The 25,827-nt window shown below is 63.4% G+C and carries 22 protein-coding genes; 12 read left to right on the forward strand and 10 right to left on the reverse strand.

The window, feature by feature from the left end:
• Window positions 1–14: 14 nt before the first annotated feature.
• The 4 genes from AB7532_RS33180 to AB7532_RS33195 all read left to right on the forward strand — a co-directional run bounded on the left by AB7532_RS33180 (window position 15) and on the right by AB7532_RS33195 (window position 3,577).
• Window positions 15–1,673, forward strand: coding sequence for an FAD-binding dehydrogenase (locus AB7532_RS33180; protein WP_441238863.1), 1,659 nt, complete (start codon window positions 15–17; stop codon window positions 1,671–1,673).
• Window positions 1,674–1,676: 3 nt separating this feature from the next.
• The gene (locus AB7532_RS33185) at window positions 1,677–2,594 is read left to right on the forward strand and encodes an alpha/beta hydrolase family esterase (protein ID WP_441238864.1); all 918 of its coding nucleotides are present in this window, start codon (window positions 1,677–1,679) and stop codon (window positions 2,592–2,594) included.
• Window positions 2,595–2,707: 113 nt separating this feature from the next.
• Complete coding sequence (locus AB7532_RS33190; protein WP_441238865.1) at window positions 2,708–3,058, forward strand: RidA family protein; 351 nt, start codon at window positions 2,708–2,710, stop codon at window positions 3,056–3,058.
• Window positions 3,059–3,211: 153 nt separating this feature from the next.
• Window positions 3,212–3,577: a nuclear transport factor 2 family protein gene (locus AB7532_RS33195; protein WP_441238866.1), complete on the forward strand. Its 366-nt coding sequence runs from the start codon at window positions 3,212–3,214 to the stop codon at window positions 3,575–3,577.
• 76 nt (window positions 3,578–3,653) lie between these two features.
• On the opposite strand, the gene AB7532_RS33200 is transcribed toward AB7532_RS33195, so the two are convergent.
• The 3 genes from AB7532_RS33200 to AB7532_RS33210 form a co-directional block, all read right to left on the reverse strand.
• A complete protein-coding gene (locus AB7532_RS33200) occupies window positions 3,654–5,270 on the reverse strand; it encodes a phosphoenolpyruvate carboxykinase (RefSeq protein WP_441238867.1) in 1,617 nt (538 codons plus the stop codon).
• A 283-nt stretch (window positions 5,271–5,553) separates the two neighbouring features.
• Complete coding sequence (locus AB7532_RS33205; RefSeq protein ID WP_441238868.1) at window positions 5,554–8,142, reverse strand: CHAT domain-containing tetratricopeptide repeat protein; 2,589 nt, start codon at window positions 8,140–8,142, stop codon at window positions 5,554–5,556.
• A 64-nt stretch (window positions 8,143–8,206) separates the two neighbouring features.
• Window positions 8,207–8,956 (reverse strand): HugZ family protein, encoded by a 750-nt coding sequence (locus AB7532_RS33210; RefSeq protein WP_441238869.1) that lies wholly within the window; start codon window positions 8,954–8,956, stop codon window positions 8,207–8,209.
• 239 nt (window positions 8,957–9,195) lie between these two features.
• On the opposite strand from AB7532_RS33210, the gene AB7532_RS33215 reads away from it, so the two are divergent.
• The 5 genes from AB7532_RS33215 (at window position 9,196) to AB7532_RS33235 (ending at window position 13,244) form a co-directional block, all read left to right on the forward strand.
• Window positions 9,196–9,897, forward strand: a complete 702-nt coding sequence (locus AB7532_RS33215; RefSeq protein ID WP_038952081.1) for a response regulator transcription factor — start codon at window positions 9,196–9,198, stop codon at window positions 9,895–9,897.
• A 133-nt stretch (window positions 9,898–10,030) separates the two neighbouring features.
• A complete protein-coding gene (locus AB7532_RS33220) occupies window positions 10,031–11,830 on the forward strand; it encodes a stimulus-sensing domain-containing protein (RefSeq protein WP_441238870.1) in 1,800 nt (599 codons plus the stop codon).
• Between the two features lie 41 nt (window positions 11,831–11,871).
• Window positions 11,872–12,321, forward strand: coding sequence for an HPr kinase/phosphorylase (locus AB7532_RS33225; RefSeq protein ID WP_441239407.1), 450 nt, complete (start codon window positions 11,872–11,874; stop codon window positions 12,319–12,321).
• Window positions 12,322–12,528: 207 nt separating this feature from the next.
• Window positions 12,529–12,930, forward strand: a complete 402-nt coding sequence (locus tag AB7532_RS33230) for a PTS sugar transporter subunit IIA (RefSeq protein ID WP_007597752.1) — start codon at window positions 12,529–12,531, stop codon at window positions 12,928–12,930.
• Complete coding sequence (locus tag AB7532_RS33235) at window positions 12,927–13,244, forward strand: HPr family phosphocarrier protein (protein WP_441238871.1); 318 nt, start codon at window positions 12,927–12,929, stop codon at window positions 13,242–13,244. The genes AB7532_RS33230 and AB7532_RS33235 overlap by 4 nt, the downstream gene beginning before the upstream one ends.
• Window positions 13,245–13,374: 130 nt before the next feature.
• On the opposite strand, the gene AB7532_RS33240 is transcribed toward AB7532_RS33235, so the two are convergent.
• Complete coding sequence (locus tag AB7532_RS33240; protein ID WP_441239408.1) at window positions 13,375–15,000, reverse strand: glycosyltransferase family 39 protein; 1,626 nt, start codon at window positions 14,998–15,000, stop codon at window positions 13,375–13,377.
• 126 nt (window positions 15,001–15,126) lie between these two features.
• Between AB7532_RS33240 and lepA the strand changes: the two genes are divergently transcribed.
• A complete protein-coding gene (gene lepA, locus AB7532_RS33245) occupies window positions 15,127–16,938 on the forward strand; it encodes a translation elongation factor 4 (RefSeq protein ID WP_441238872.1) in 1,812 nt (603 codons plus the stop codon).
• Between the two features lie 211 nt (window positions 16,939–17,149).
• On the opposite strand, the gene AB7532_RS33250 is transcribed toward lepA, so the two are convergent.
• The 5 genes from AB7532_RS33250 to AB7532_RS33270 all read right to left on the reverse strand — a co-directional run bounded on the left by AB7532_RS33250 (window position 17,150) and on the right by AB7532_RS33270 (window position 20,674).
• A complete protein-coding gene (locus tag AB7532_RS33250; protein ID WP_441238873.1) occupies window positions 17,150–17,563 on the reverse strand; it encodes an SRPBCC family protein in 414 nt (137 codons plus the stop codon).
• A 105-nt stretch (window positions 17,564–17,668) separates the two neighbouring features.
• A complete protein-coding gene (locus AB7532_RS33255) occupies window positions 17,669–17,983 on the reverse strand; it encodes a hypothetical protein (protein ID WP_441239430.1) in 315 nt (104 codons plus the stop codon).
• A 231-nt stretch (window positions 17,984–18,214) separates the two neighbouring features.
• Complete coding sequence (locus tag AB7532_RS33260; protein ID WP_441238874.1) at window positions 18,215–19,129, reverse strand: helix-turn-helix domain-containing protein; 915 nt, start codon at window positions 19,127–19,129, stop codon at window positions 18,215–18,217.
• A 325-nt stretch (window positions 19,130–19,454) separates the two neighbouring features.
• Window positions 19,455–20,186, reverse strand: coding sequence for a hypothetical protein (locus AB7532_RS33265; protein WP_441238875.1), 732 nt, complete (start codon window positions 20,184–20,186; stop codon window positions 19,455–19,457).
• Entirely contained in the window at window positions 20,186–20,674 is a 489-nt protein-coding gene (locus AB7532_RS33270) for a Panacea domain-containing protein (RefSeq protein WP_441238876.1), read from the reverse strand. The genes AB7532_RS33265 and AB7532_RS33270 overlap by 1 nt, the downstream gene beginning before the upstream one ends.
• Before the next feature lie 243 nt (window positions 20,675–20,917).
• Here AB7532_RS33270 and AB7532_RS33275 point away from each other — a divergent pair, with 243 nt between their 5' ends.
• Window positions 20,918–22,138, forward strand: a complete 1,221-nt coding sequence (locus AB7532_RS33275) for an MFS transporter (protein WP_441238877.1) — start codon at window positions 20,918–20,920, stop codon at window positions 22,136–22,138.
• An 11-nt stretch (window positions 22,139–22,149) separates the two neighbouring features.
• Complete coding sequence (locus AB7532_RS33280) at window positions 22,150–23,313, forward strand: acyl-CoA dehydrogenase family protein (RefSeq protein WP_441238878.1); 1,164 nt, start codon at window positions 22,150–22,152, stop codon at window positions 23,311–23,313.
• A 204-nt stretch (window positions 23,314–23,517) separates the two neighbouring features.
• Here AB7532_RS33280 and AB7532_RS33285 read toward each other — a convergent pair whose 3' ends face one another.
• Window positions 23,518–25,680, reverse strand: a complete 2,163-nt coding sequence (locus AB7532_RS33285; protein ID WP_441238879.1) for an EAL domain-containing protein — start codon at window positions 25,678–25,680, stop codon at window positions 23,518–23,520.
• Window positions 25,681–25,827: the final 147 nt, after the last annotated feature.

Here is a 25,827-nt window from a genome sequence, read left to right on the forward strand (position 1 = left end):
TACAGGGGGAACTCATGAGTGAGCAGGCGGACGTCATCGTCGTCGGTGCAGGACTGTCAGGACTGGTGGCGGCGACCGAAATCGCCGACGCCGGCAAGCGCGTGATCGTGGTCGACCAGGAGGGCGAGCAGTCGCTCGGCGGTCAGGCGTTCTGGTCGTTCGGCGGATTGTTCCTGGTGAATTCGCCGGAGCAGCGCCGGCTCGGCATCAAGGATTCCTTCGACCTCGCGATGCAGGACTGGCTCGGCACCGCCGGCTTCGACCGCGACGAGGATTTCTGGCCGCGGCAATGGGCCGAGGCCTATGTGGCGTTTGCGGCGGGCGAAAAACGCGACTGGCTGCGTGCGATGGGCCATCGCATCTTCCCCGTGGTCGGCTGGGCCGAGCGCGGCGGCTATGACGCGATGGGCCACGGCAATTCTGTGCCGCGCTTCCACGTCACCTGGGGAACCGGGCCGGGCATCGTCGAGCCGTTCGAGCGCCGCGCACGCGAAGCCATGAAGAGCGGCCGCCTCACCTTCAAGTTCCGCCATCGCGTCGATGCACTCTCCATCACCAACGGCACCGTGGATGGCATCAGCGGCGCGATCCTGGCGCCTGATCATGTCGAGCGCGGCAAGAGTTCATCGCGCAAACTGGTTGGCGAGTTCGCGCTGAAGGCGCAGGCCGTGATCGTGGCGTCCGGCGGCATCGGCGGCAACCATGATCTGGTGCGGCAGAACTGGCCGGAGCGGCTGGGCACACCGCCGAAATTCATGATCTCCGGCGTCCCCGAGCACGTCGACGGCCGCATGATCGGGATCACCGAGGCATCAGGTGCGCGGCTGATCAACCGCGACCGCATGTGGCATTATGTCGAGGGCATCCAGAACTGGTCACCGATCTGGCCGCGCCACGGCATCCGCATCCTGCCCGGCCCCTCCTCGATGTGGTTCGACGCCACGGGCACGCGCCTGCCGGCGCCGCTCTTCCCCGGCTCAGACACGCTCGGCCAGCTCAAATACATCATGTCCACTGGCTATGATTATTCCTGGTTCGTCCTGACCCAGAGCATCATCAAGAAGGAATTTGCCCTGTCGGGTTCGGAGCAGAATCCTGATCTGACCGGCAAGAGCTGGCGCATGACGATCAAGCGCGCCACCAACAAGGGCGCGCCGGCACCGGTCGAGGCGTTCAAAAGCCATGGTGTCGACTTCATCGTACGGGACAAGATCGAGGATCTCGTCGCAGCCATGAACAAGCTCGCCGGCAGCGACCTCCTCAAGCTCGAGCACGTCAGGATGCAGATCGAGGCGCGCGACCGCGAGATTGCCAACCCTTACGTCAAGGATGCGCAGGTGATGAACATCCACAATGCGCGGCGCTATATCGGCGACAGACTGATCCGCACCGCCGCGCCGCACCGCATTCTCGATCCCGCGCAGGGGCCGCTGATCGCGGTCAAGCTGAACATCCTCACCCGCAAGACTCTGGGCGGCTTCGAGACCGATCTCGACTCCCGCGTGTTCGGCGCCGAGGGCAGCGTCATTCCCGGACTCTATGCGGTCGGCGAAGCCGCCGGCTTCGGCGGCGGCGGCGTGCACGGCTATCGTTCGCTCGAAGGAACCTTCCTCGGCGGCTGCCTGTTCTCGGGACGCAACGCGGGGCGCGCCGCAGCAAAGGCAGTGGGATAGATCATGTGGCGGTGGATGCAGTTCGGGGTGTGTCTTGCGGCATTGGCCGCGACCTCGGCCGCATCCGCCGATACGATCGACGTCGACGGCGCTAAGCGCTCCTACACCGCGCAGCTGCCGGCGAAGCGGCTGGTGCCGCTCGTGGTCGTGCTGCACGGCAAGACCCAGCGCGGCGCCGACATGGTGGCGCGGACGGCATGGCCGCAGGTCGCCAAGCGCGAAGGCTTTGCCGTGGTGTTTCCTGACGGCCTCAACCATGCCTGGGCCGATGCGCGGACCAAGGCGGGACCCGCGTTGCGTGGCCCGCCGCCGGGCACGGACGACGTCGCCTTCATCGCCAAGCTCGTCGAGAAGCTGGTGACGAACGGCACGGCCGACCCCAAGCGCGTCTATGTCGCCGGCATCTCCAATGGCGGCGCCATGGCGATGACGCTGGTTTGCGCCCGCGCCGATCTGTTCGCGGCTGGCGCGAGCGTGATCATGAACCTCACCGATGAAGCGGCCGTCACCTGCCATCCCTCGCGGCCGCTGCCGATGCTGCTCATGAACGGCACCGCCGATGCGCTGGTGCCTTACGAGGGCGGACGCGGATCGAGCTATTTTGCCGCGGACGGATTCTGGTCGACCGGGGAGACGCTGGCCTTCTGGCGTAAGCTCAACGGCTGCGAGGCCGACGACGCCGAAATGACCGAGCTGCCCGACAAGGCGCCCGCAGACCAGTCCACGGTCACGCGCATTTCTTCGCGCTGTCCGAGAGGGCACGACGTCGTGCTCTATCGCATCAACCATGGCGGCCACCGCATGCCGGGATTTTCGCCGGATGCCCGCTTTCCGAAGGTCGCAACCAGCCTGCTCGGACCGCAGAATAACGACATCGACGGCGCCGAGACGATCTGGTCGTTTTTCAGCCAGTTTCCGTAAAGCCCGCATGCATCGCGGGCAACACATGCGTGCGGGCAACGCATGCGTGCCGGGGGTGGCACAGCGCAAAGCGCTGGGCTAGACAGGGCCGCCATTCCAGCAGGAGATCCCCAATGAGCATTCAGCGTTTTGAAACCGGCCCGCGCATGAGCCAGGCCGTCGTGCACGGCAACACCGTCTATCTCGCCGGCGTCGTCGCCAACAACGCGGCCGGCGAAAGCGTGACCAAGCAGACCCAGGACATCCTGAAGACCATCGACAGCCACCTCGCCAAGGCCGGCACCGACAAGTCGAAATTGCTCTCCGCCACGATCTACATCACTGACATGAAAACCTTCAGCGAGATGAACGCCGTGTGGGACGCCTGGGTCTCGCCCGGCAACACCCCCGCGCGTGCCACCGTCGAGGCCAAGCTGGCGGCGGCGCAGTACACCGTCGAGATCATGGTCACCGCGGCGAAGTAAGTCGCGCTGAAATTGTCGAGAGCCTCCGAAGCGCGATGAGATCATCATCGCGCTTCATTTTTTGTTGCGCATGACGTCCGAGGTAATCGATCTGCGCGCGCAATCCTTCGATCATTGGGACAGCCGAACACGGCGCCATCGAAGGAGAGCACCATGACCGACCATGTCACCATCGCCCGCCGCTACATCGAGCTCTGGAACGAGCGCGCGAGCGGCCGCCGCCGCGAGCTGCTCAGCGAGAACTGGACGGCGGATGCGAGCTACGTCGATCCCCTGATGAAGGGCGACGGCCCTGATGGCATCGACGCGCTGATATCAGGCGTGCAGCAGCGATTTCCCGACTTCAAGTTCAAGCTGATCGGCGAGCCCAACGGCTACGGCGACCATGTGCGTTTTTCGTGGGAGCTTGGCCCTGACGGTGTCGACAGCCCGATCAAAGGGACGGATTTCGCGGTGCTGAAGGACGGGCGGATCAGGAGCATCACGGGATTCCTGGACCAGGTGCCCGCGGGCGCGTGAGAGGCGAAGAGTGCCAGCAGCACAAACAAAAAGGGCGGCCTCGCGGCCGCCCTTTCGTATTTCAACCGATCCGAACTTACTCTGCCGCGAGCTTCACGTCCGGCGCGGCGGCACGCACCTCGGCATCGACCTGGGCTTCGAACTTGGCAAAATTCTTCTGGAACATGCCGACCAGCGCACGCGCAGTCTTGTCGAACTCGTCCTTGTCCTTCCAGGTGTTGACCGGGTTGAGGATCTCGGCCGGAACGCCCGGCAGCGCGGTCGGGACCGCGAAGCCAAAGTACTTGTCGGTGCGGAATTCAACGTTGCGAAGCGAGCCGTCGAGCGCGGCAGTCAGCAGCGCGCGCGTCACCTTGATCGGCATGCGCGAGCCCGTGCCGTACTTGCCGCCGGTCCAGCCGGTGTTGACCAGCCAGCAGTCCACATTGTGCTGGGCGATCAGGTCACGCAGCATGTTGCCGTAGACGGAGGGGTCGAGCGGCAGGAAAGGCGAGCCGAAGCAGGTCGAGAATTCCGGCTGCGGCTCGTTGCCGAGACCGCGCTCGGTACCCGCAACCTTGGCGGTGTAGCCGGAGAGGAAGTGATACATCGCCTGCGCCGGTGACAGTTTTGCGATCGGCGGCAGCACGCCGAAGGCGTCGGCGGCGAGCATCACCACGTTCTTCGGCTGCGGCGCGCGGCCGGTGCGCGAAGCGTTCGGGATGAAGTCGAGCGGATAGGCCGACCGCGTGTTCTCGGTCTTGGAGCCGTCGTCGAAATCCACCACGCGGGTGTCTTCGTCGAGCACGCAGTTCTCGAGCACCGCGCCGAAGCGGGTCGAGGCTGCGTAGATCTCGGGCTCGGCTTCCTGCGACAGCTTGATGCACTTGGCGTAGCAGCCGCCTTCGAAATTGAAGACGCCGTTCGGGCCCCAACCGTGCTCGTCGTCACCGATCAGCGTGCGGTTCGGATCGGCCGACAGCGTGGTCTTGCCGGTGCCGGATAGCCCGAAGAAGATCGCGGTGTCGCCGTTCGCGCCGACATTGGCCGAGCAGTGCATCGGCATCACGCCGCGCTCGGGCAGATAGTAGTTCAGCGTGGTGAACACCGACTTCTTCATCTCGCCGGCATAATAGGAGCCGGCAATCAGCACGATCTTGCGGGCGAAGTCGATGGCGACGACGTTCTCGGACTTGCAGCCATGGCGCTTCGGATCGGCGCGGAAGCTCGGCATGTCGATGATGGTGAGCTCGGGCGTGAAGCTCGACAGCTCGACCGCCTCGGGGCGGATCAGCAGCGTGCGGATGAACAGGGAGTGCCAGGCGAGCTCGGTGAAAACGCGGGTCTTGATCCGGTAGGCCGGATCGGCGCCACCATAGAGGTCCTGCGCGAACAGGCTCTTGCCTTCGGCATGCTTGAGGAAGTCCTGGTACAGCGTCTCGAACTGCTCCGCGGTGATCGACTGGTTGCCGGCCCACCACATCTTCTTGTCGGTGGTGGCATCGCGCACCGTGAACTTGTCCTTCGGGCTGCGGCCGGTGAACTCGCCGGTGTCGGCGCAGAGCGAACCGTCAGCCGACAGCACCGCTTCGCCCGCGGAGAGCGAGTATTGATAGAGTTGCGGCGCGCCGAGGTTCCAGTGAACCTGTTTGAGATTCTTTAAGCCGAATTTGTCGGCGCCGAAGGCACCGTTGCGCACGCCCGTCTCTTGCACGAAAAATCCTCCTAGAACCCGCGACACTCAGCGCGACCAAGCTTTGGCGCCATCGCGGTCACCGTGAATTACAGGCCGTCCGGCCTCGGTTGGACGACCTAATAATGGTGAACGCTGGCGTTGCCAAGCCGATCCCGCAGGATTTGGTTTATTCAAGGACCGCGCCAAACGTCGCGCATGTCAGCCTTGAATGGGCGCATCGGAAAAACGCGAATGATCGCGCAACCAAATGCGCGATTCGGCGTTTCCTGGGGTTGTTGCGACGCACAATCCGTGTGGCGGTCTATCGTACCTCTCCCTCGCCGATCAACGCGAACGGTCCCCACATCGCGGGATAGGCGTTGCGCGGCGACGAGGTGTCGTCAACGTAGGTCAACATCGCGCGGCGCAAAGCTTCGGCACGACCGATTTTTGGTTCGTTTTTGAGCAACTCGAAAGTCGTCGTGGTCAAGCGGGTGGCAGCCTCCGAATCCACGGCCCAATGCGAGACCAAAAGCGCGCGGGCACCGGCATAGAAGAACGAGCGCGCCAATCCCGACAACGCCTCCGCGCCGGGCTTGTCGCCTGCGATGGTGTTGCAGGCCGACAGCACGACCCAATCCGCGTTGAGTTTGAGCTGGGCAACTTCGCTGGCCGTGAGCAGGCCGTCATCAAGGTCCGTGGGCTGGTCGGGGATGGAGAGCGCGAGCGATGGCTCGCCCAGTCCCTTGATATCGCCGGCAACGAGGCCGTGCGTGGCAAAGTAGATGATGCTGTATTGAGCAAGCGCTGCGCGCTTCAGCGTCGTTTCACTGGCATCGCGGCCGAGATGGATATCGGCATCGGCGGCGCCGACATCCTTGGCCACCGCGCTCAGCTCGTCGGCCGTATCGGGCAGTTGCGGCAGCGCTTGCGCCAGCCGCGCGCGGTCGACGCCGGCGCCACGCCAGAAGTCGGTATAGGCAATGGTCGCGATGCTGCGCGCCGCCACCTTGCCGCGCGCGGCGCGACGATCGGCCGGTCCTTCCAGCGCGGGATTGAACACGGGGTCGCCAAAGCCGGTCATCGGCTTCACGCCCTGATCCCGGCGCGCAAAGGCGCGCAGCGATTTTAGGCTGACCACCGAGGGCAGCACCGAGACGGCTTGACGCCGCAACAGCCAGGCGGCGCTGCGATAGCCTTCAAGCGTGTCCGGGATCGCAGCTTGCGGCGCCTCCGTGACGAGCAGATGAAACGGCAACGCCGTCAGCGCGGCCGAGGGCACCACCAGCAAATTGCGCTTGTCCTTGGTCAGCGCTTCGACCGGGCCGAGCAGCGCGGCATAGAGCTCGTTGGCGAGGGCGAGATCGAACAATCCCGATTTGCCGGAGGCATCGCGCGCCTTGCCGACATCGAGCCCCTTGCGGAAGGCCGTCACCTTCTGCGCCAGCGCATCCGCACCGAGCGGGATCGCTCTCCAGTCGGCGCCCTCGCGCGTGATCGCGATGACGTAGCTCTGCTTGTCGACGACGGAATAGAGCACCATCGCCTCATCGGCCGACAGCAGCGGCTGGATGTCCCTCACGGCCAGCGGCAGCGGGTTGGAGAGCGAGGCGTAGTCGGGAAATTCGACGGCGAGCGTCTTCTGCAAGCCGGCGCGCTCGCTTGCGATCGCCGTGATCCGCGCGCGGCTGCGCCGTTCGGCCGCGAGATCGCGCTGGGCCGATTGCCTGGACACCGCCGTGATGATCGCCTTGTCGAGCGCCTCGGACTCGGCGGCAAGATCCTGCTCCTTGCGCACGAGTTCGGCGAGCCTGTCGCTGCCGGCGGCGAGCCGCACCGCGAGCTTGTTCACGGCAGAGGCGGCGGAAGATTGCGTACCGCGCTGGATTGCGGCCAATGCTTCGTCGAGCGCCTTGTCGTCCGGCAGGAGATGCTGCTGCCGCGCGGAGAACAGGACCGGTAGCACCACACGCAGCTGCGTGCGGCCGCTGCGAAGCGTTCGCTCGGCAAGCGGCAGCGCATCGGCGGTGCGGCCGGAGACGTAGAGGAAATAGGTGAGATTGCTGGTCGAGGTCACCACGTCGGGGTGATCCGGCCCGAGCGCACTTTCGCGGATCGACAGCGCACGGCGGTAGAGCGGCTCGGCATCGGCATAGCGCTGCTGGTGCTCGTAGAGACCGGCGAGATTGTTCAGCGAGCGCGCAACGTCGGGATGATCCGCTCCAAGCACCTTTTCGCGGATCGCGAGCGAGCGCTTGATCGGCGCCTCGGCGTCCGCATCGCGCTTGAGATCGCGATTGACCTGACCGATGTTGTTCAGGACCGTGGCGACCGCGGGATGCTCCGGCCCGGCGGCCTTTTGATAGATCGCGAGTGCGCGCTGGAACAGCGGCGCGGCCTCGGCCTGCCGTTCCTGCTTGACGTAGAGCGTGGCGAGATTGTTGAGGGCACGGCCGACATCGGGATGCTCGCGCGACAGGCCCTTTTCACTCACGGCCAGTGCACGCTTGAACAGCGGCTCGGCCTCGGTGAAGCGGCCCTGTCTCTGATACAGCGCGGCGAGATTGGTCAGTTCGGCCGAAACCAGCGGCGTGTCGAGACCGAGCGACTTTTCCATCAATGCGATCGAGCGCTTGTAGAGCGGCTCGGCCAGATCGTCGCGGCCTTGGCCGGCATGGACCTGGCCGAGATTGTTCAGCGCGGCGGCGAGTTCGCGACCATTGTCCTTCTCCAGGCTCGCGACCATCGCCTGTGCGAGCGGCAGCGCTTCCGAATATTTGCCGGCGGTCATGAGCGCGTTGATCCGCGCGCTCTCCGCCGCGAGTCCTTTCTGGGCAACACCGGGCGTGGCCCATGATGCCGTGATCGCGAGCGCCAAACCCGCAACCAGTGTCAAACGACGGCGTGTCATGAACCCTCTCGCTGCGCACTTTGAGACCATTACGGTCTTGGGTCGCAGCGATCGGCGGCAGCGTTCAAAGGCTTGCGCCCTGGTCCACCCTGGTGCGCGCTTCGCCAGCGAGGCGGACCAGCATCTTGCGCAGCGCCGTACCGTTGGTGACCCGCTCCGGGAAGTCGAGCCGAAGTGCGGTCTGGCCATCCTGCATATCGAGGCCTTCAGGGTCGCAGCCGGTACAGCGCCAGTCTCCTTCGGCCGCGCCGAGGAGCCTGGTCGCATAGAGGCCCATGGCATCGCGGTGATCGGCATTCATGTGCTCGACCGCCCCCTCCTCCGCCGCCAGCAAATCCTCGGCGCCGCCGAGGTCGGTGAGGAATTGCCCGGGCTCGAGGTCGACGATGCGGCCAAAGCCGGCGACCAGATGGGTTCCCGTGGCCCGGATCCGAAAGAAAGAAAAATCCTTAAACGAAACAAAGGCTTCGGCCGACGGATGGGCATTGAGATACCTCCGCTGGAGGAGATCCTTGTCGGCCTCGGCCTGCTCGGCCCGGCCGGACAGCATGATCCGGGCGCCCTCCAGCGGGTCCCCCGCGGCGCGCTCGTCCAGCATCAGCGAGACCCGGTTATCGGCCAGGATGTTCCTGGTGTGCACGGCCAGACCGGAGATCAGCAGGATCGGCGACCCGTCGGGGTGACTGGCCAGATTGACCAGGGAACAATAGGGATCGCCGGAGCCCACCTTCAGCGTCGCCAGCGCCCCCTGGCGCGAGCGCCGCAGCAGCGATTTGGCAAGCTTTCCGGGGTCGAAATCGGGGGTCGGTTGCATCGGCTTTCTCGGGTCAGGTGGTTGCATGGAGGGTCTTATTTCGGGTAAACGGGGGTCAGGTTATGGGTCGAAACGCGGCGAATCTGCCGTGTTTCGTGGAACTTGGTCACACTTCAGCCCAGCTTGCATTGCTCGGTGACAAGGTTCGAACGCCAACTTCGGCACCCATCTATGCGGCGCATCAGTGGATTGCTCGCCGTTTAACCACGACCCAAACGGACAGCAGAAAGCAGAGGCTCATGCCCACAATCGCTTTGGTCGACGACGACCGCAACATTCTCACATCCGTCTCGATCGCGCTGGAAGCCGAAGGCTACCGCATCATGACCTACACCGACGGCGCCTCCGCGCTTGACGGTTTCCGCACGACCCAGCCCGATCTTGCCATCCTCGACATCAAGATGCCGCGCATGGACGGCATGGAGACGCTGCGCCGCCTCAGGCAGAAATCCGACCTGCCGGTGATCTTCCTGACCTCCAAGGACGAAGAGATCGACGAGCTGTTCGGCCTGAAGATGGGCGCCGACGATTTCATCCGCAAACCGTTCTCGCAGCGCCTGCTGGTCGAACGCGTCAAGGCGGTGCTGCGCCGCTCGGCGCCGAAGGACCCGACCGTCGCGCCGAAGGAAAACGACGCCAAGGCGCTCGACCGCGGCCTGCTGCGCATGGATCCGGAGCGGCATACCTGCACCTGGAAGAACGAGCCGGTGACGCTGACCGTCACTGAATTCCTGATCCTTCAGGCGCTCGCGACCCGGCCCGGCGTGGTGAAGAGCCGCAACGCGCTGATGGACGCCGCCTATGACGACCAGGTCTATGTCGACGACCGCACCATCGACAGCCACATCAAGCGGCTGCGCAAGAAGTTCAAGGTCACCGACAACGAGTTCGAGATGATCGAGACGCTCTACGGCGTCGGCTACCGCTTCAAGGAAGCCTGAGGCGCAAGGCGTCTTCGCCAAAGTCGCCTTCACGAAAGACTGGGAGCATCGCCGGTTCTCGTTCCATCGGGACCGGGATGGCTCTAGGATGCGGGGACCCTTCGCACGAGATGTCCTAACGCGGGCGTAAGCATTGCTTGACCGAACGCAGCCTGACGAGAACCAGAACGCCGGCGACATCGCGTCCGACGGCGTTCCGGAGCACGTTGAAGACAAGCCAGCCAAGCAGGGCTGGCGGCCGCTGTCGTGGCTGACGCGCGCCGGTCAGTATTTCTTTGCGCTGTCCTTCTCGAGCCTGACCCGCCGCATCGTCTCGCTCAACCTCGCGGGCCTCGTCGCGCTGGTCGCGAGCATTCTCTATCTCTCGCAGTTCCGCGCTGGCCTGATCGACGCCCGCGCGCAGAGCCTGCTGGTGCAGGCCGAGATCATCGCCGGTGCGATCGGCGCCTCGGCGACGGTGCAGACCAACGCGATCACGGTCGATCCCGACCGGCTGCTCGATCTGAAGCTGGGCGACAGCTACGGCGAAAACGACGATTATTCGGCGCTGAACTTCCCGATCAGCCCTGAGCGCGTGGCCCCCGTGCTGCGTACCCTGATTTCGCCGACCAAGACCCGCGCGCGGATCTTCGACCCCAACGGGACGGTGCTGCTCGACAGCCGCGACCTCGAGAACGTGCTGATCTTCCCGTTGCCGCCGCCATCGTCGAAGCCCGGCGTGATCGAGCGCGGCTTGACCTCGGTGCGCCTCTGGATCAACCGCGGTGACCTGCCTTTGTATCGCGAGCTCGGTCGCGAGAACGGCAACGGCTATGCGGAAGTCGCCGATGCGCTCCAGGGCCAGAAGCGATCGATGGTGCGGGTCAATTCGCGCGGCGAGGTGATCGTCTCGGTCGCGGTGCCCGTGCTGCGCTCGCGCGCCATCCACGGCGCGCTGATGCTGTCGACACAGGGCGACGACATCGACCAGATGGTCACCGCCGAGCGCCTCGCCATCCTGAAGGTCGGCGGCGTCGCGGCCGCCGTCATGATCATGCTATCACTGCTGCTGGCGAGCACGATCGCGGGTCCCGTGCGCCGGCTCGCCGACAGCGCCGAGCGCATCCGTCGCCGCATCAAGACTCGCGTCGAGATTCCCGACTTCACCCGTCGTCGCGACGAGATCGGTCACCTCTCCGGCGCGCTGCGCGACATGACCAGCGCGCTCTACAGCCGGATCGAGGCGATCGAGATGTTCGCCGCCGACGTCGCGCATGAACTGAAGAACCCGCTGACTTCGCTGCGCTCCGCGGTCGAGACGCTGCCGCTGGCGCGCAACGAAACCAGCCGCGCCCGCCTGCTCGAGGTGATCGAGCACGACGTCAAGCGGCTCGACCGCCTGATCACTGATATCTCCGACGCCAGTCGCCTCGATGCCGAATTGCAGCGCCAGGACGCGATCCCGGTCGATCTGCGCCGCCTGCTGACGACGCTGGTCTCCGTCGCCAACGAAACCAAGCTCGGCCACGACGTCGCGGTCGAGCCCCGCTTCGAGGGCCGCGGCCCGAACGACACATTGTCTGTGACCGGCCACGATTCACGGCTCGGTCAGGTGGTATCCAACCTGCTCTCCAACGCGCAGTCTTTCTCCGAGCCCGGCAGCAAGGTGCGCCTCATTTGCCGCCGCGTCCGCTCCGAAATCGAGATCGTGGTCGACGACGATGGCCCCGGCATCCGCGACGACGCCCTGGAACGCATCTTCGAGCGCTTCTACACCGACCGTCCGCATCAGGGCTTTGGCCAGAACTCCGGCCTCGGCCTGTCGATCTCGAAGCAAATCATCGATGCCCATGGCGGACGAATCTGGGCCGAGAACCGCGCAGGTCCGCCGGACGATGAGGGCGTCCCGACTGTATCGGGCGCGCGCTTCGTGGTGAGGCTGCCGGCGCTATGAGCCAAGGCGGCTTGAACGAAGGCAGCCTGAACGAGGGCAGCTTGAACGAAGGCGGGCCCAGCGTTCACGCCTCAGCGGTCAAGGTGGGAAATCTGGCGGTGCTGATCCGCGGGCCCTCGGGCTCCGGCAAGTCGCGCCTTGCCTTCGATTTGATCATGGCGGGACGCACGGGGGTGGTCGAGAGCGCCGTTCTGGTCGGGGATGACCGTGTCCATCTGGCGACAGTCGGCGATGAAATTCAGGTTCGTCCTGCCCGCATGCTGACCGGCCTGATCGAGATCAGGGGCCTCGGAATCCGCCGCTGCGACTTCGTGGAGCATGCGACCGTCGGCCTCGTGGTCGATCTGGACGCAGCGGACGCGGAACGCCTGCCTGCGACAGAATCGCTGAAAACAAGCATTTCCGGTGTCGAAATACCGAGAATCCCTGTCGGTTGCGGCTATTCGCCCCTCCCATTGGTTGTCGCGGCCTTGACCACTACCAAGAGTTAACCTCCGACTAACCCTTGAGGCAATTGTTTGAAGGGAAATGGTAACCATATGAACCCCACTATCGCGACCGAATAGACCGGCGCAGCTCCCCTTATCCATCCGTCTAGATTCAGGGAGATACGCAACATCCCCCCTTGCGCGGGGGCTCTGGATGGTCAAAGTGGCGCGTTCGTGCGGTGCACCAAAAGCGCCCGCGGGAGTTTTCCGATGATTGGTCTAGTACTTGTGACCCACGGGCGCCTTGCCGACGAATTCAAGGCAGCGCTTGAACATGTCATGGGCCCACAAAAGCAAATCGAAGCGATCACGATCGGCGCCGAAGACGATTCCGATCTCTGCCGAAGCGACATCATCGAGGCGGTTAACCGCGTCGATTCCGGCGATGGCGTTGCGATTCTCACCGACATGTTCGGCGGCACGCCGTCGAACCTTGCGATTTCCTGCATGAGCCGGCCGAAGGTCGAGGTGCTCGCGGGCATCAACCTTCCCATGCTGGTGAAGCTCGCCAAGGTGCGCGAGGAGCGTCCGCTGCCCGACGCGATCGCAATGGCCCAGGAAGCGGGCCGCAAATACGTCACCATCGCCAGCCGCGTGCTCGCCGGCAAATGAGCGACGACGCGCCGCAAGCCGGGTCTGGCGTGCCCGCGGGCGCGATCTCCAAGGATCTCCTCATCATCAACAAGCGCGGCCTGCATGCGCGGGCCTCGGCGAAATTCGTCCAGGCGGTCGAGCGCTTCAATGCGCAGGTCTGGGTGACGCGCGGCGGCGAGACCGTCGGCGGCACCTCGATCATGGGCCTGATGATGCTCGCCGCAGGACCGGGCACGACGATCACCGTCGCCGCTGCCGGCGATGAAGCGCAAGCCGCGCTCGCGGCGATCACCGAACTCGTTGAAAGCAAGTTCAACGAGGAGGGGATTTAGTTTCTCCAGGCGCTGAGTGCCGTAGGGTGGGCAAAGCGAAGCATGCCCACGTCTTTCTCGCGAATAGCGAGAGATGGTGGGCACGGCGCTTCGCACCTTTGCCCACCCTACGAGATCTGCAACTCCGCGATCACTTCGCCGGCGGCGCGATGTAGATGTTCCAGCTCATCGCCGGGCCGGCCTTGCCGTGGATGAAGCGGCGCGTCGTCATGACGATGCGCTCGGCGTTCGGCGCGGTCTCCGACACCCATTTCTCGAACGCCGGCAAACGACCGTCGGTCGGATCGAACACGCCGATGAAGCCGTATTTTTTGGCGTCGTCGCGCGAGGTCAGCCCGGAATCCCAGGCCTCCAACGGCATCAATGCGGCCGGATGATCCGGGCTGTAGAACACCAGCGGCTGGATCGACTCCATGGTGCCGGCGACGACGGCCCAGCGCGAGGCAAAACGCGTGTGCCAGGCCTGAGTCAATTCGTGCGCCAGTTCCGAGCGCGCGCCGTAGGTCGCGGTGTTGCCGGCATTGGCCGCCATCTCGCGCGCGGCGATCCAGGGTGAGGCGGCCAGCGTCGCGGCGCTGAGCACCAGCCAGATCGCGGCGATGTTGAACAGCACCGCGCTCTGCACCCGCAGCGCCGGAATTGCGACCAGCGCGAGCGGCACCAGGAAGAACAGCGAGATGCCCCAATCGGTCTTCATGTAGATGCTGAAGGCCAGCGCGCCGAGCGGCGGGCCGACCGCAACGATGATCTGGATGATCCAGACATTGCGCGCCTGCGAAGCATTGACGCCGGGATTGGGACCACGCGCCCAGTCACGTGTGACGATGCGTAACGGCGCGCGCAGGAGCAGCGTGAACCAGGGCGGCACCAGCGCCATGGCGAGCGCGGCCAGCGCCACCGGCAGCGCCAGCAGTGCAAAATTATGCAAGGCATAGCCTGCGACGAGCTGATGCACGAGGCCGGCGTCCTCGAGGCTGTAGGTGTCGCCGGCATAGGCCAGCGGCACGAAATGCACGCCTGCCAGCCACACGATATGCGGGATCATCGCCACCACCATCGTCACGATCGCCACCCACGGCGCCGGCGACAACAGGAAGCGCAGCCGCTCCGGATGGATCAGCGCGGCAAGACCGATGGCGCCGATCATGGTCAGCACCCAGTATTTGGTCATCAGCGCCAGCGCGCCGGCAAGCCCGAACCAGATCCCGGATTGCCAGCTGCGCTTCTCGAGAGCATTGAGATAGGCGAGCACGAGCAGCGGCAGCGTGACCAATTGGAGCAGGTCCGGGTTGTACTTGAAACCCTTGAAATTGAAGATCGGGTAGAGCGCGATCATCACCACGACCAGGAACGCGCGGCGCGCATCGACGACGCGCAACGCGAGCAGCCAGCAGATCACCATGCCGACGCCGATGGTCGCCATCGCCAGCGCATAGGTCGCCCAGTCCGTCGCCGGGAACGCTGTGAACCAGAGGCCCGCGACCCAGCCCGACAAAGGCGGATGCTTGCCGTAGCCCCACAGGAATTTCTGGCCCCAGCCATAGGCTTCTGCGACGTCCATGTGAACGTCCTGCGCCGCCTTCAGATTGATCAGGATGAAGGTCCAGAGCACGGCGTGCAGGATGGCGAGCTGGATCACCAGCCACAGCCGCGCCTCCGGCCGGGTCGCACTGGCGACCAGCCAGGCCCGGAAGCGGTCAAAGCTCACCCGGGGTTTTACGCGTGTTCGGGCGGAGGGGATCGAGGTGGTGGACATCGGCCTGGACATGGGGCGTTGCGTAGCGCGTTTTGGCCGCTCGTGGAATCAGCTTGGCGTGAACAAAGGCCCTGAAAATACAGCAATAAGGTTGCCGCACGGGGGTGTGAGTGGTATCCCGCGCCCATGACGACCGTCCCCATTTCCAACATCCGCAATTTCTCCATCGTCGCCCATATCGACCATGGCAAATCGACGCTGGCCGACCGTCTGATCCAGATGACCGGCGGCCTCTCCGACCGCGAAATGGCGGGCAAGGAGCAGGTGCTCGATTCCATGGACATCGAGCGCGAGCGCGGCATCACCATCAAGGCGCAGACGGTCCGCCTTGCGTACAAGGCCAAGGACGGCAAGGACTACATCTTCAACCTGATGGACACGCCCGGCCATGTCGACTTCGCCTACGAAGTCTCGCGGTCGCTGGCGGCCTGCGAAGGTTCCCTGCTGGTGGTCGACGCCAGCCAGGGCGTCGAGGCGCAGACGCTCGCCAATGTCTACCAGGCGCTCGACAACAATCACGAGATCGTCCCGGTCCTGAACAAGGTCGACCTTCCCGCGGCCGAGCCCGAGAAGATCAAGCAGCAGATCGAGGACGTCATCGGCATCGACGCCTCCGACGCGGTGATGATCTCGGCCAAGACCGGCCTCGGCGTTCCCGACGTGTTAGAGGCCATCGTCACCCGCCTGCCGCCGCCGAAGGGCGACCGCGATGCCACCTTGAAGGCGCTGCTGGTCGACAGCTGGTACGACGTCTATCTCGGCGTCGTCGTCCTGATCCGCGTCGTCGACGGCGTCATGAAGAAGGGCAGCCGCGTCCGCATGATGGGCACGGGTGCGGCCTACGACGTCGAGCGCGTCGGCTTCTTCACGCCGAAGATGACACAGGTCGACGAGCTCGGCCCCGGCGAGATCGGCTTCATCACCGCCGCGATCAAGGAAGTCGCCGACACCCGCGTCGGCGACACCATCACCGACGACAGGAAGCCTGTCACGGAAATGCTGGCGGGCTTCAAGCCTGCGATCCCCGTGGTGTTCTGCGGCCTGTTCCCGGTCGACGCCGACGACTTCGAAACGCTGCGCGGCGCCATGGGCAAGCTGCGCCTCAACGACGCCAGCTTCTCGTTCGAGATGGAGACCTCGGCCGCACTCGGCTTCGGCTTCCGCTGCGGCTTCCTCGGCCTGCTGCACCTCGAAATCATCCAGGAGCGGCTGTCGCGCGAGTTCGACCTCAATTTGATCGCGACCGCGCCGAGCGTCATCTACAAGATGAAGCTCAACGACGGCTCCGAGATCGAGATCCACAATCCCGTCGACATGCCCGACGTCGTCAAGATCGCCGAGATCCAGGAGCCCTGGATCGAGGCGACGATCATGACGCCCGACGAATATCTCGGCAGCGTGCTGAAGCTGTGCCAGGACCGCCGCGGCTCGCAGAAGGAGCTGACCTATGTCGGCTCGCGCGCGATGGTGAAATACGATTTGCCGCTCAACGAGGTCGTGTTCGACTTCTACGACCGGCTGAAGTCGGTCTCCAAGGGCTACGCCTCGTTCGACTATCATCTCACCGACTACAAGCCGGCGGATCTCGTCAAGATGCAGATCCTGGTCAACGCCGAGCCGGTCGACGCGCTCTCGATGCTGGTTCACCGCACCCGCGCGGAAGGGCGCGGCCGCGCCATGGTCGAGAAGATGAAGGAGCTGATCCCGCCGCACATGTTCCAGATCCCGATCCAGGCGGCGATCGGCGGCAAGGTGATCGCGCGCGAAACCGTACGCGCCCTGCGCAAGGACGTCACCGCGAAGTGCTACGGCGGCGACATCACCCGTAAGCGCAAACTTCTGGAGAAGCAGAAGGAAGGCAAGAAGAAGATGCGGCAGTTCGGCAAGGTCGACATCCCGCAGGAAGCTTTCATTGCCGCGCTGAAGGTGGATAACTGAGGCGAGGCCGGCTTGTTGCCGGCCTGCTTGGAGCGATGCGAGCCCCGCCTCGAACAAAAATTGCGAAAACAACCCCATGCACAGTAGCCACCCCGTTGGCGGCGTGCGATTTTCGTTTTTTACGAATCCGGTTTGACTCGTCGGGCAAAACAGGGGTATGGTGGCATCATCGCAGGGTGCGTGATGCAGGCATCCTCCCACCGTTGACCGATCACAGCTTCTGCTTCGTCTCGACGTAGCGCGCGAAATTGTCGAGGATCGCCTGCCAGCCGCCTTGCTGCTGCTCGACTGAATGCGTGTCTTCGCCATCGAAGACGACGCGGACGACAACGCCCTTCGGACCGGGCACGAATTCGACCTTGGCCTTGCGATCGCCGAACGCATATTCGATGAGCTTGTGTTCAACGATGGTCGTGTAGGTGCCGGCGAAGTCAAAGCCCATGCTGCCGTCCTTGGCTTCCATCCGCGACGAGAATGCACCGCCTTCCCGCAGATCGACCGTGGCCTTGGTCGTATGCCAGTCGTCGGACGCAGCATTCCACTTCACGATGTCGGCAGGATTCGTATAGGCGCGCCAGACCTGATCGATGGGGGCTGCGACGCTGGTTTCGACGGTGATCCTCATGGGCATTGCTCCAGTTCGATTTTGGAAGTCAAGGTGACGACATCGCTTCCTATTGCGGGCCACCCACGGCGCGTTCGGGAAGTCGCCAACCAAGGACGAACGGGATCAGTCCATACCGACATGACAAGCCGTTAAAATTTGGAAAGATTTGCGGTCGGAATAGTTCGCAGGATAGGCCACCATCCCTTCCGCGCGCTGCGCAAGGACGTCACCGCGAACTGCTACGGCGGCGACATCACGCGTAAGCGCAAACTTCTCGAGAAGCAAGAAAAAGGCAAGAAGAAGATGCGGCAGTTCGGCAAGGTCGACATCCCGCAGGAGTCGTCTCATTGAGGAGTGCCGCCGGTAGGGGTAGCGGTCAGTAGAGATTGCGTATTCGCGCCCGACGTAAGAGACGTCGTTGATGTTTGGCTCTTGCATGGTAAGCCGTCACTATGCGGCCCGTCGCGAGGACCAGACGCTTGCCCCGCATCAGCCTCACGCGTGTGAGAAAGGATCTAAGTATCCGCTCTATTTCCTGATAGTCGCGGTCGCGCACCAGATATCCACCCTCCACTTCCGTTCCCCACATCGCAATTAGTTCAGCGTCGCTCAAGGTGACGGCCCGTTGCGCCATACGTAACGCGCCATGGCCAGTCGGCACAATTGCGCTCACCTTATCGCCTCCTTTTTCTTACGCGACGAATTCTCTCTCAGAGTTTCCAAGAATTCCCTCTCTTTTTCTCGGACCCAATCAGCGCGGGCAGAAGAATCATGCGAATCGAAGAGTTGATCCGGCATCTCCTTTAACGACACAACACCTTGGATAATCCTCCTCGCAAGTAGTTCATCACCTCCCACAAAGCGCGCAGCTTCTTCGGCGCACACGACGTAACCAGGAAAATCAATTGAAGAGAAATCTTGAAACTCTATCACTTCGCTAAAGTCATCTGCCAAGCGCTCTAGAAATCTCGCAAAGGGATTTTCAATCCCGTCGTGTCTATAGGAGGCAAAGCCCGGATCCTCTAAAAAATACCCCCACAAATCCTGTTGCTCGATAGATTCTCTTTCCGCTCTGATTTTCTCGTCTAGGTTTCCGGCATCCGATTCGCACATGTGCTCGAGAGATTTCTCGCTAACTCGGACGGCTTGGCGCGCGACCTCCAAGTCCTGGAGGCGTTTTCGACGATCTCTAAGACTTGCCTCGGCGGCCCAACAAAAAAGAAACGGCGCGAACTCTACTACTTGCCAAGGACGAACGTGATAACGCTCATAGATAAGATAGAGCGCGTTCCAAGTAGATGAACTGATTTGCATGGCTGAACGAAAAGTTGTCGGAGCTTGCCGCCTGTTCTCGGGTATCGGCGCATCCCCCGTCAATACAGCTTGCTCAACGCCGAGCGCTCGAGCGATCTGCCGAATGGTGCGCGGGTGAGTGCTATTTTGTTTGCCGCGCTCCAATCTTGAGATTGTCCGCTTATCGATCTTTGGATACCGGTCAAACTTTGTTTCGTTAGCCAACTCGTCTTGTGTCCAACCCTTAGCTTCGCGCAACTGTTTGAGCCTGGCAGGATCAATCTTGAGCATCGACGCCTCCTCTATGGAGGAAACAATGTCGTATGATTTCGTGGGGAGAAATAGACAAGTTGCCTGCATCTACTCCGACTGCCCTATTGAGGAGGGCTGCAGTGAGACATTTTGTGGACAATCGACAGAAATGCCGTGTTGCCGATGGAGGGAATTTCTTGGAAGAAAAAGCGAAAAGGCGCGGCAGAAAAACTTCGTTTCTGCCTACGACAGATCGTCAGAATTCCCGCTCAATTCCGTCCAAGCAGATACAGAAAAATAGCAGCTTAGCAGACAACGCCGCAAAAACCTCGCTTGCGTATCAAGCGTGAATGACCGGACCTTGCTAGTCGCTGGGAGAGCCGTCACCGGGTTTCCGAAAATTCTGCGCATCCGCGGCGATCAACCGCCTCACTTGTTGGCGCGCCAACAAGAAGTTCTCCAAGCAATCGTTTAGCTCAGCAGGCGTAAGCAAGTCGTAGTCTCCCCGCCGCCACACCTCCGCCTCGCGGTCCAGCGTTCCATCGCCAACCTTGGGGAAGAACAATATTTCCGCAGGCGAGTTCTGATAGTCGGTCAACGAAAAGAATGCGTCTTCATACATGGTCATAAGCAGCCGCCGCTGAAGCAACGACAACGACAACGAACTCCAGCCACACATGAAGATCGGCACAAATTTTCCTCGCTCCCGTATTACGGAGACAGGGGAAATTGGGACCACGATTTCTCTAGAAACACGAAAATACTCGACATCGAATCCAATAGGATTCTGAGCAGCAAACCTTCTCTGCTCATCATATTCTAAGAACGCTCGAATGAGAGCCTCATTGTGTGGGCGGCCGAGCGGCGCGCCTCTAGCCACAGCAACTCGAATGGCCGCCTCAGCCGGAATTCCCAGCTCGATTCGGTCTCGTACGGCCTTGTAAGCTTGGAGATAGTTGAAGGGCGGAAGCCCCTTAATGAACGACATTACCGCTTTGGCGGTGCGAATCGGGTCATCGTGGATGAAGCGCGCAAAATTCGGCCCACCTGGCGGGCGATCCAATTTTCGTAACAACCTCATATGCTTGTCGACCATTAGTGCCTCGCAGCCGCTTTATGCCACGCCAAAATCAGGTCATCACTAATACGCATCGATGGTTGTGTAACTGTACCATGATTCCAAATTTGGTCCCACGGTCCTCCCGGAACATGGGACATTGAGACCAACGTACTCGCAGAAAAGCGAACGTAACGCCGAATCATCGGCTCAAGAAACGATTGCTCCAGCTCTGACAGCTCGCAATTGCAGGTCTCCGAATTTCCAGTTTCAACACTTATTCGCTGAGCACGCCCCGAGATCGCTCTTTCGCCGTACTTCTTGAACTCGCGATAGAGCTCACGAAACACAGGCCCATATTCCCAAGCTTCAATCTTGGCGGAAACAAGCGGTTTGCCGAATTCAACAAGGTAGTTGCTGTGTAGAAAGTAAACGATCTTGTTGATGCTTAAGTTTGATACCGGCCGCCCCTCAACGTCGGCAACATCAAGAACGAAATTCGAGATTGAACGGACGTCATAAGCCATCGCGACCTCCGTACGGACCAATTGCAATCCCGGACAAATATTCGCTCTGGCCCCCTGAATCCAGTCAACACTTCTGTGGCAGGCAAGGAACGGTGGAAAAGAGATGAAACGCTGTTCGTGGGATACAACTCACAATTTGCTGCCTTGCACGAAAGAGGACCGCTCATCTTCTTGCCCCCGCTCCGCGGATAGGCCACCATTCCCACGCGCACCACGAACAAGACCAAAAGCGCGAGGAAACGCATGAGCAAGCAGTCCCGCTTCGACTATGGCTGGGTCGTGGTCGCCGCGGGTGCGCTGATGACCTGCGTCGGGTTCGGCACGATGCTGTCGCTGGCGGTGTTTTTGCAACCGATTTCGGAAGCGATGGGATGGTCGCGGGCCGGTGTGTCGGCGGCGGCGACGCTTGATTTCCTCTGCATGGGCGTGGCCGCGTTCCTGTGGGGCACGCTGTCGGACCGGTTCGGCACCCGCATCGTGGTTCTCTCGGGAAGCGTCCTGCTGGGACTTGGCCTCGTGACGGCGAGCCAGGCGCAAAGCCTGTGGCAGTTCCAGCTGTTCTTCGGTGTGCTGATCGGCGTCGCCGCCGGCAGCTTCTACGCGCCGATGATGGCGCTTGCGAGCGCGTGGATCGAGAAGAATCGCAGCCTCGCGGTGGCGCTGGTCTCCGCCGGCATGGGCGTGTCGCCGGTGACGATCGCGCCGACCGCAAGCTGGCTGATCACGGCCTATGACTGGCGTACCGCGATGCTGGTGATCGGCATCGCCGCATGGGCGCTGCTGATCCCCGCCTGCTTCCTGGTGCGGCCGGCGCCGCACGCGACGGGCGCTGCAAATGCGGACGCAGCACCGGACGTCGAGTTGACCGCATCACAGGCGTTGCGCACGCCGCAATTCATCGCGCTCGCAGCAGCGCATTTCGCCTGCTGCGCCGCGCATTCCGGCCCGATCTTCCACATGGTGTCCTATGCAATGGTGTGCGGCATCGCCCCGATCACGGCGGTGACGGTCTACAGCCTCGCCGGCGTGTCCGGTCTCGGTGGACGCCTGGTGCTCGGTACGCTTGCCGATCGCATCGGCGCCAAGCCGGTACTGGTCGGCGGCCTGTTCGTGCAGGCGATGTGCATCGCGACTTATCTGGCGGTGGCCCAGCTCGGCGAGTTCTACGCGCTCTCGGTCGTGTTCGGCCTCGCCTATGGCGGCGTGATGCCGCTCTATGCGGTGCTGGTCCGCGAATATTTCGGCGCGCGCATCATGGGGACGGTGTTCGGCGCGGTGTCGGCCTTTGCCAGCCTCGGCATGGCGCTCGGGCCCTGGGCCGGCGGGCTCGTGTACGACAATTTCCATCAATATACCTGGCTGCATGCCGGCTCCTTCGCGATCGGACTTGCCGCCGTCGCGGTGGCGCTGAGTTTTCCGAACCGGCGCAGGACATCTCTCGCCCTTGGCCGCGCGGCGGCCTGACGAGGTGGCGCATGAACACGCCGCAAGTTTTCGATCAAGGCCCTGACCTCGTCGAACGTGCCCGTGCCGTCGCGCCACTCATCGCGGGCGAGGCTGACGAGATCGAACGCACCCGGCGGCTGACGCCGGCCGTCGTCAACGCGCTGATCGAGAACGGGCTCTACCGCGCGCTGCTGCCGCAAAGCCTCGGCGGTGCTGAAGCCCCGATCGAAACCTTCATGCAGATGCAGGAGGAGATCGCGAAGGCGGATGCCTCGACCGCCTGGTGTCTCGGCCAATGCTCGGTCTGCGCGATGATCGCGGCCTCGCTCGACCACGAAACCGCGCACGAGATCTTCAACACGGCGCCCGGCATTCTCGCCTGGGGTGCGATCGCGCATGAGGCGCGCGCGGTCGAGGGCGGCTATCGCGTCACGGCGCGCTGGGATTTTGCTTCGGGCTCACGGCAGGCGAGCTGGCTGGGAGCGCATGTGCGCATCCTCAATGCCGATGGCACGCCGCGCAAAAATGCCGACGGCTCGCCGGAGGTGCGCACCATCCTGTTTCCGGCCGCGAGCGCGACGTTGCACGACGTGTGGCAGGCGATCGGGCTCGCCGGCACCGGTACGGATTCGTATGAGGTGGCCGACCTCTTCATCCCCGAACGGTTCACGGCGTTCCGCGACGTACCGCATGCGCTGATCGAGAAGGCGCCGCTCTACAAGATCGGCACGGGCTCGACCTTCAGCCTCGGCTTCGCCGCGGTCTCGCTCGGTGTCGCGCGCGCGACGCTGGATGCTGCCATCGCACTGGCGCGTGGAAAGCACCAGTCGCTGACGGTGAACGCCATGCGCGACAACCAGGCGGTCCAGGGCCTGATCGGCCGCACCGAGGGCGATTTGCGCGCCGCGCGCGCCTACCTCTATGCGACTGCGAATGCGATGTGGCGCGACCTCGTCGCGACCGGCGAGTTCAGCGCGGCGCATCGCAGCGCCGTCAGGCTCGCCGCGACCTGGACCATCCATCAATCCGCAAAAGTGGTCGACACCGCCTATCACATGGCCGGTGCGACGGCCGTGTTCCGAAAGCATCCGTTCGAGCGGCGGTTTCGCGACATGCACGCCATCGCCCAGCAGATCCAGGCGCGGGATACGCATTACGAGGATGTGGGGAAGGCGATTTTGGCCGGCAAATGAGCGGTGGCCGCGACCGCAGCTGCGCTCCCTCGCCCCGCCCTTCGCGGGGAGAGGGTTGGGGTGAGGGGCTGCCTCCACAATCACGGAAACAGTTGGGTTCGCGGAGAGAGGCCCCTCACCCCCACCCTCTCCCCGTAAGAACGGGGCGAGGGAGTGAGAGAGACGACGTCCCTCACATCGGGATCCGCAAACGGCCAGTCCGCCTCACGCCACCAGCGCCGCTTGCTCGCCGCCGTCGATGCCGCGCTGCGCCGCCAGCAGGCTGATGATCTCGAGATTCGGCCGGGCCTTGCTGAACAGGAAGCCCTGGCCCTCGTCGCAGCCCTCGGCACGGAGGCAGCTCAACTCGGCTTCGGTCTCGACGCCTTCGGCGGTGATGGTGACGCCAAGACCTTTGCCGAGGCTGACGATGGAGCGGATGATGGCCTGGGCCTCGCGGTTGGCGCCGAGATCGCGCACGAAGGACTGGTCGATCTTGATCTTGTCGAACGGGAAGCTGCGGAGATAGCTGAGGCTGGAATAGCCGGTGCCGAAATCGTCCATCGAGATGCGGACGCCGAGCGCGCGCAGCGCATGCAGGGTCGCCAGCACCTGCGCGCTCTTCTCCAGCAGCAGCGTCTCGGTGATCTCGAGCTCGAGCCGGCGCGGCGGCAGGCCTGAATGTTTCAGCGCGTCCGTCACCACCGACAGCAGATTGCCGCTGCGGAATTGAAGTGGCGACAGATTGACGGCGACGCGAACGTCGTCCGGCCAGGTCGCAGCATCCAGGCAGGCCCGGCGCAGCATCAGCCCGCCGAGCGGATTGATCAGGCCGGTTTCCTCGGCAACCGGGATGAACTCGGCCGGCGAGACCATGCCGCGCTCGGCATGCGGCCAGCGCACCAGCGCCTCGAAGCCTGTGATGCGGCCGCTCTGGAGGTCGATCAACGGCTGATAGTAAGGACGCAGCACGTCGTTCTGGATCGCATCGCGCAGCTCGACCTCGATCTTGCGCCGGCTCTGCGCTTTCGCATCGAGCGCGGCCTCGAAAAATGCAAAAGTGCCGCGCGCATCCAGCTTGGCGCGCGACAGCGCCATGTCGGCGTTCTTGAGCAGCTTTTCGGAATCATCGCCGTCGCCGGGCGCCATCGCGATGCCGATGGAAGCACCGATCACCACGGAATGGCCGTCGAGCAGATAGGGATCGGCGATGGCTTCCAGCAGGCGTTTGGCCAGCAGCACGGCGTCCTCGGGACGCATCAGCCCGCTCTGCACGATCGCGAACTCGTCGGAATTGAGCCGCGCCAGCGCGTCGTCCTCGCGCAAGGTCGAGCGCAGCCGCTTGGCGACGCCGCGGAGCAGCTTGTCGCCGATCGCATGTCCCAAGGTGTCGTTGACCGCCTTGAAATTGTCGAGCCCCAGCATCAGCAGCGCGACCTTGTCGGAGCTGCGCCGCATATGCAGCAGCATCTCGTCGACCTGCTGGCGCAGCAGATTGCGGTTGGGAAGGCCGGTCAGCCCGTCATGCTGCGCCATGAAGGCGAGCCGCGCCTCGGCGCGCTTGCGCTCGGTGATGTCCATCAGCGCGAGCAGCACCGCGGGCCGCTCGGCATAGGTCAATTCGCGCGAATAGATCGCAAGATCAATCAGCGCGCCGTCGGCCTTGACGTGCTTCCAGGTCCGCGCGGCCTGCTCCTCGCTGGATCGGTCGGTGGTCCAGGGCGGCTCGCTGTCGAAGGCCTGCAACGAGCGGATCTTCAGCTTCTCGAATTCGGCGCGGCTATAGCCGTAATGCGCGATCGCGGCATCGTTGACGCCGAGGATGCGCTCGTCGTCCAGCGCGCAGACGATCATGGGGACGGGATTGCCGTCGAACAGCAGGCGGAACGAAGCCTCGCGCTGCTTCAGCTCGGTGATATCGACGCGCAGGCCGACGACGCCGCCATCATCGGTGCGGCGCTCCTCGATCAGGATGACGCGGCCGTCCGACAATGTCTGCTCGTGGCGCTTGCCGGGCTCGTGGAGCTTCTTCAGCCGCTGCGCGATCCATTCTTCCTCGTGGCCGGCGGCCTCCGGATAATCGCCGCGGGCGACGCCGATGCGCAGCGTGTCCTCCAGGCGCGCGCCTTCGGCGAACAGATCGGCGGTCTTGCTGTAGATTTCCGAATATTGCTTGTTCCAGAGAACGTAGCGGCCTTCGGGGTCGAGGATCACGATGCCCTGCGGCAGCAGGTCCACGGCCTGGCGCAGCCGCTCATGCGATTTGCGCGCGTCGGCGATGGCGGCTTCGGCTTCCGCGCGGCTCTGCACGAGCTGGTCGCGTTCGACAGGATGAGGCGCGCGCGCGAAGCGCGGCTTGCGCGGCGCTCGGCCGGCCCGCCCGGGCACGCTGTTGTTTCGCTTTCCTGGTTTTCGAGACCCCAAACTCAACTTCACTCGTCCTCGCTGCGCCCAGCGGCTGCGAGTTTTGGGGCAAGTGTCTGAAAAAAAAGTAATCTTGGGCGGGCTCGTCGTCCGGCGCCGCGCCTTGCGACG

This window comes from Bradyrhizobium sp. 930_D9_N1_4 (assembly GCF_052076015.1).
Classification (GTDB): domain Bacteria; phylum Pseudomonadota; class Alphaproteobacteria; order Rhizobiales; family Xanthobacteraceae; genus Bradyrhizobium.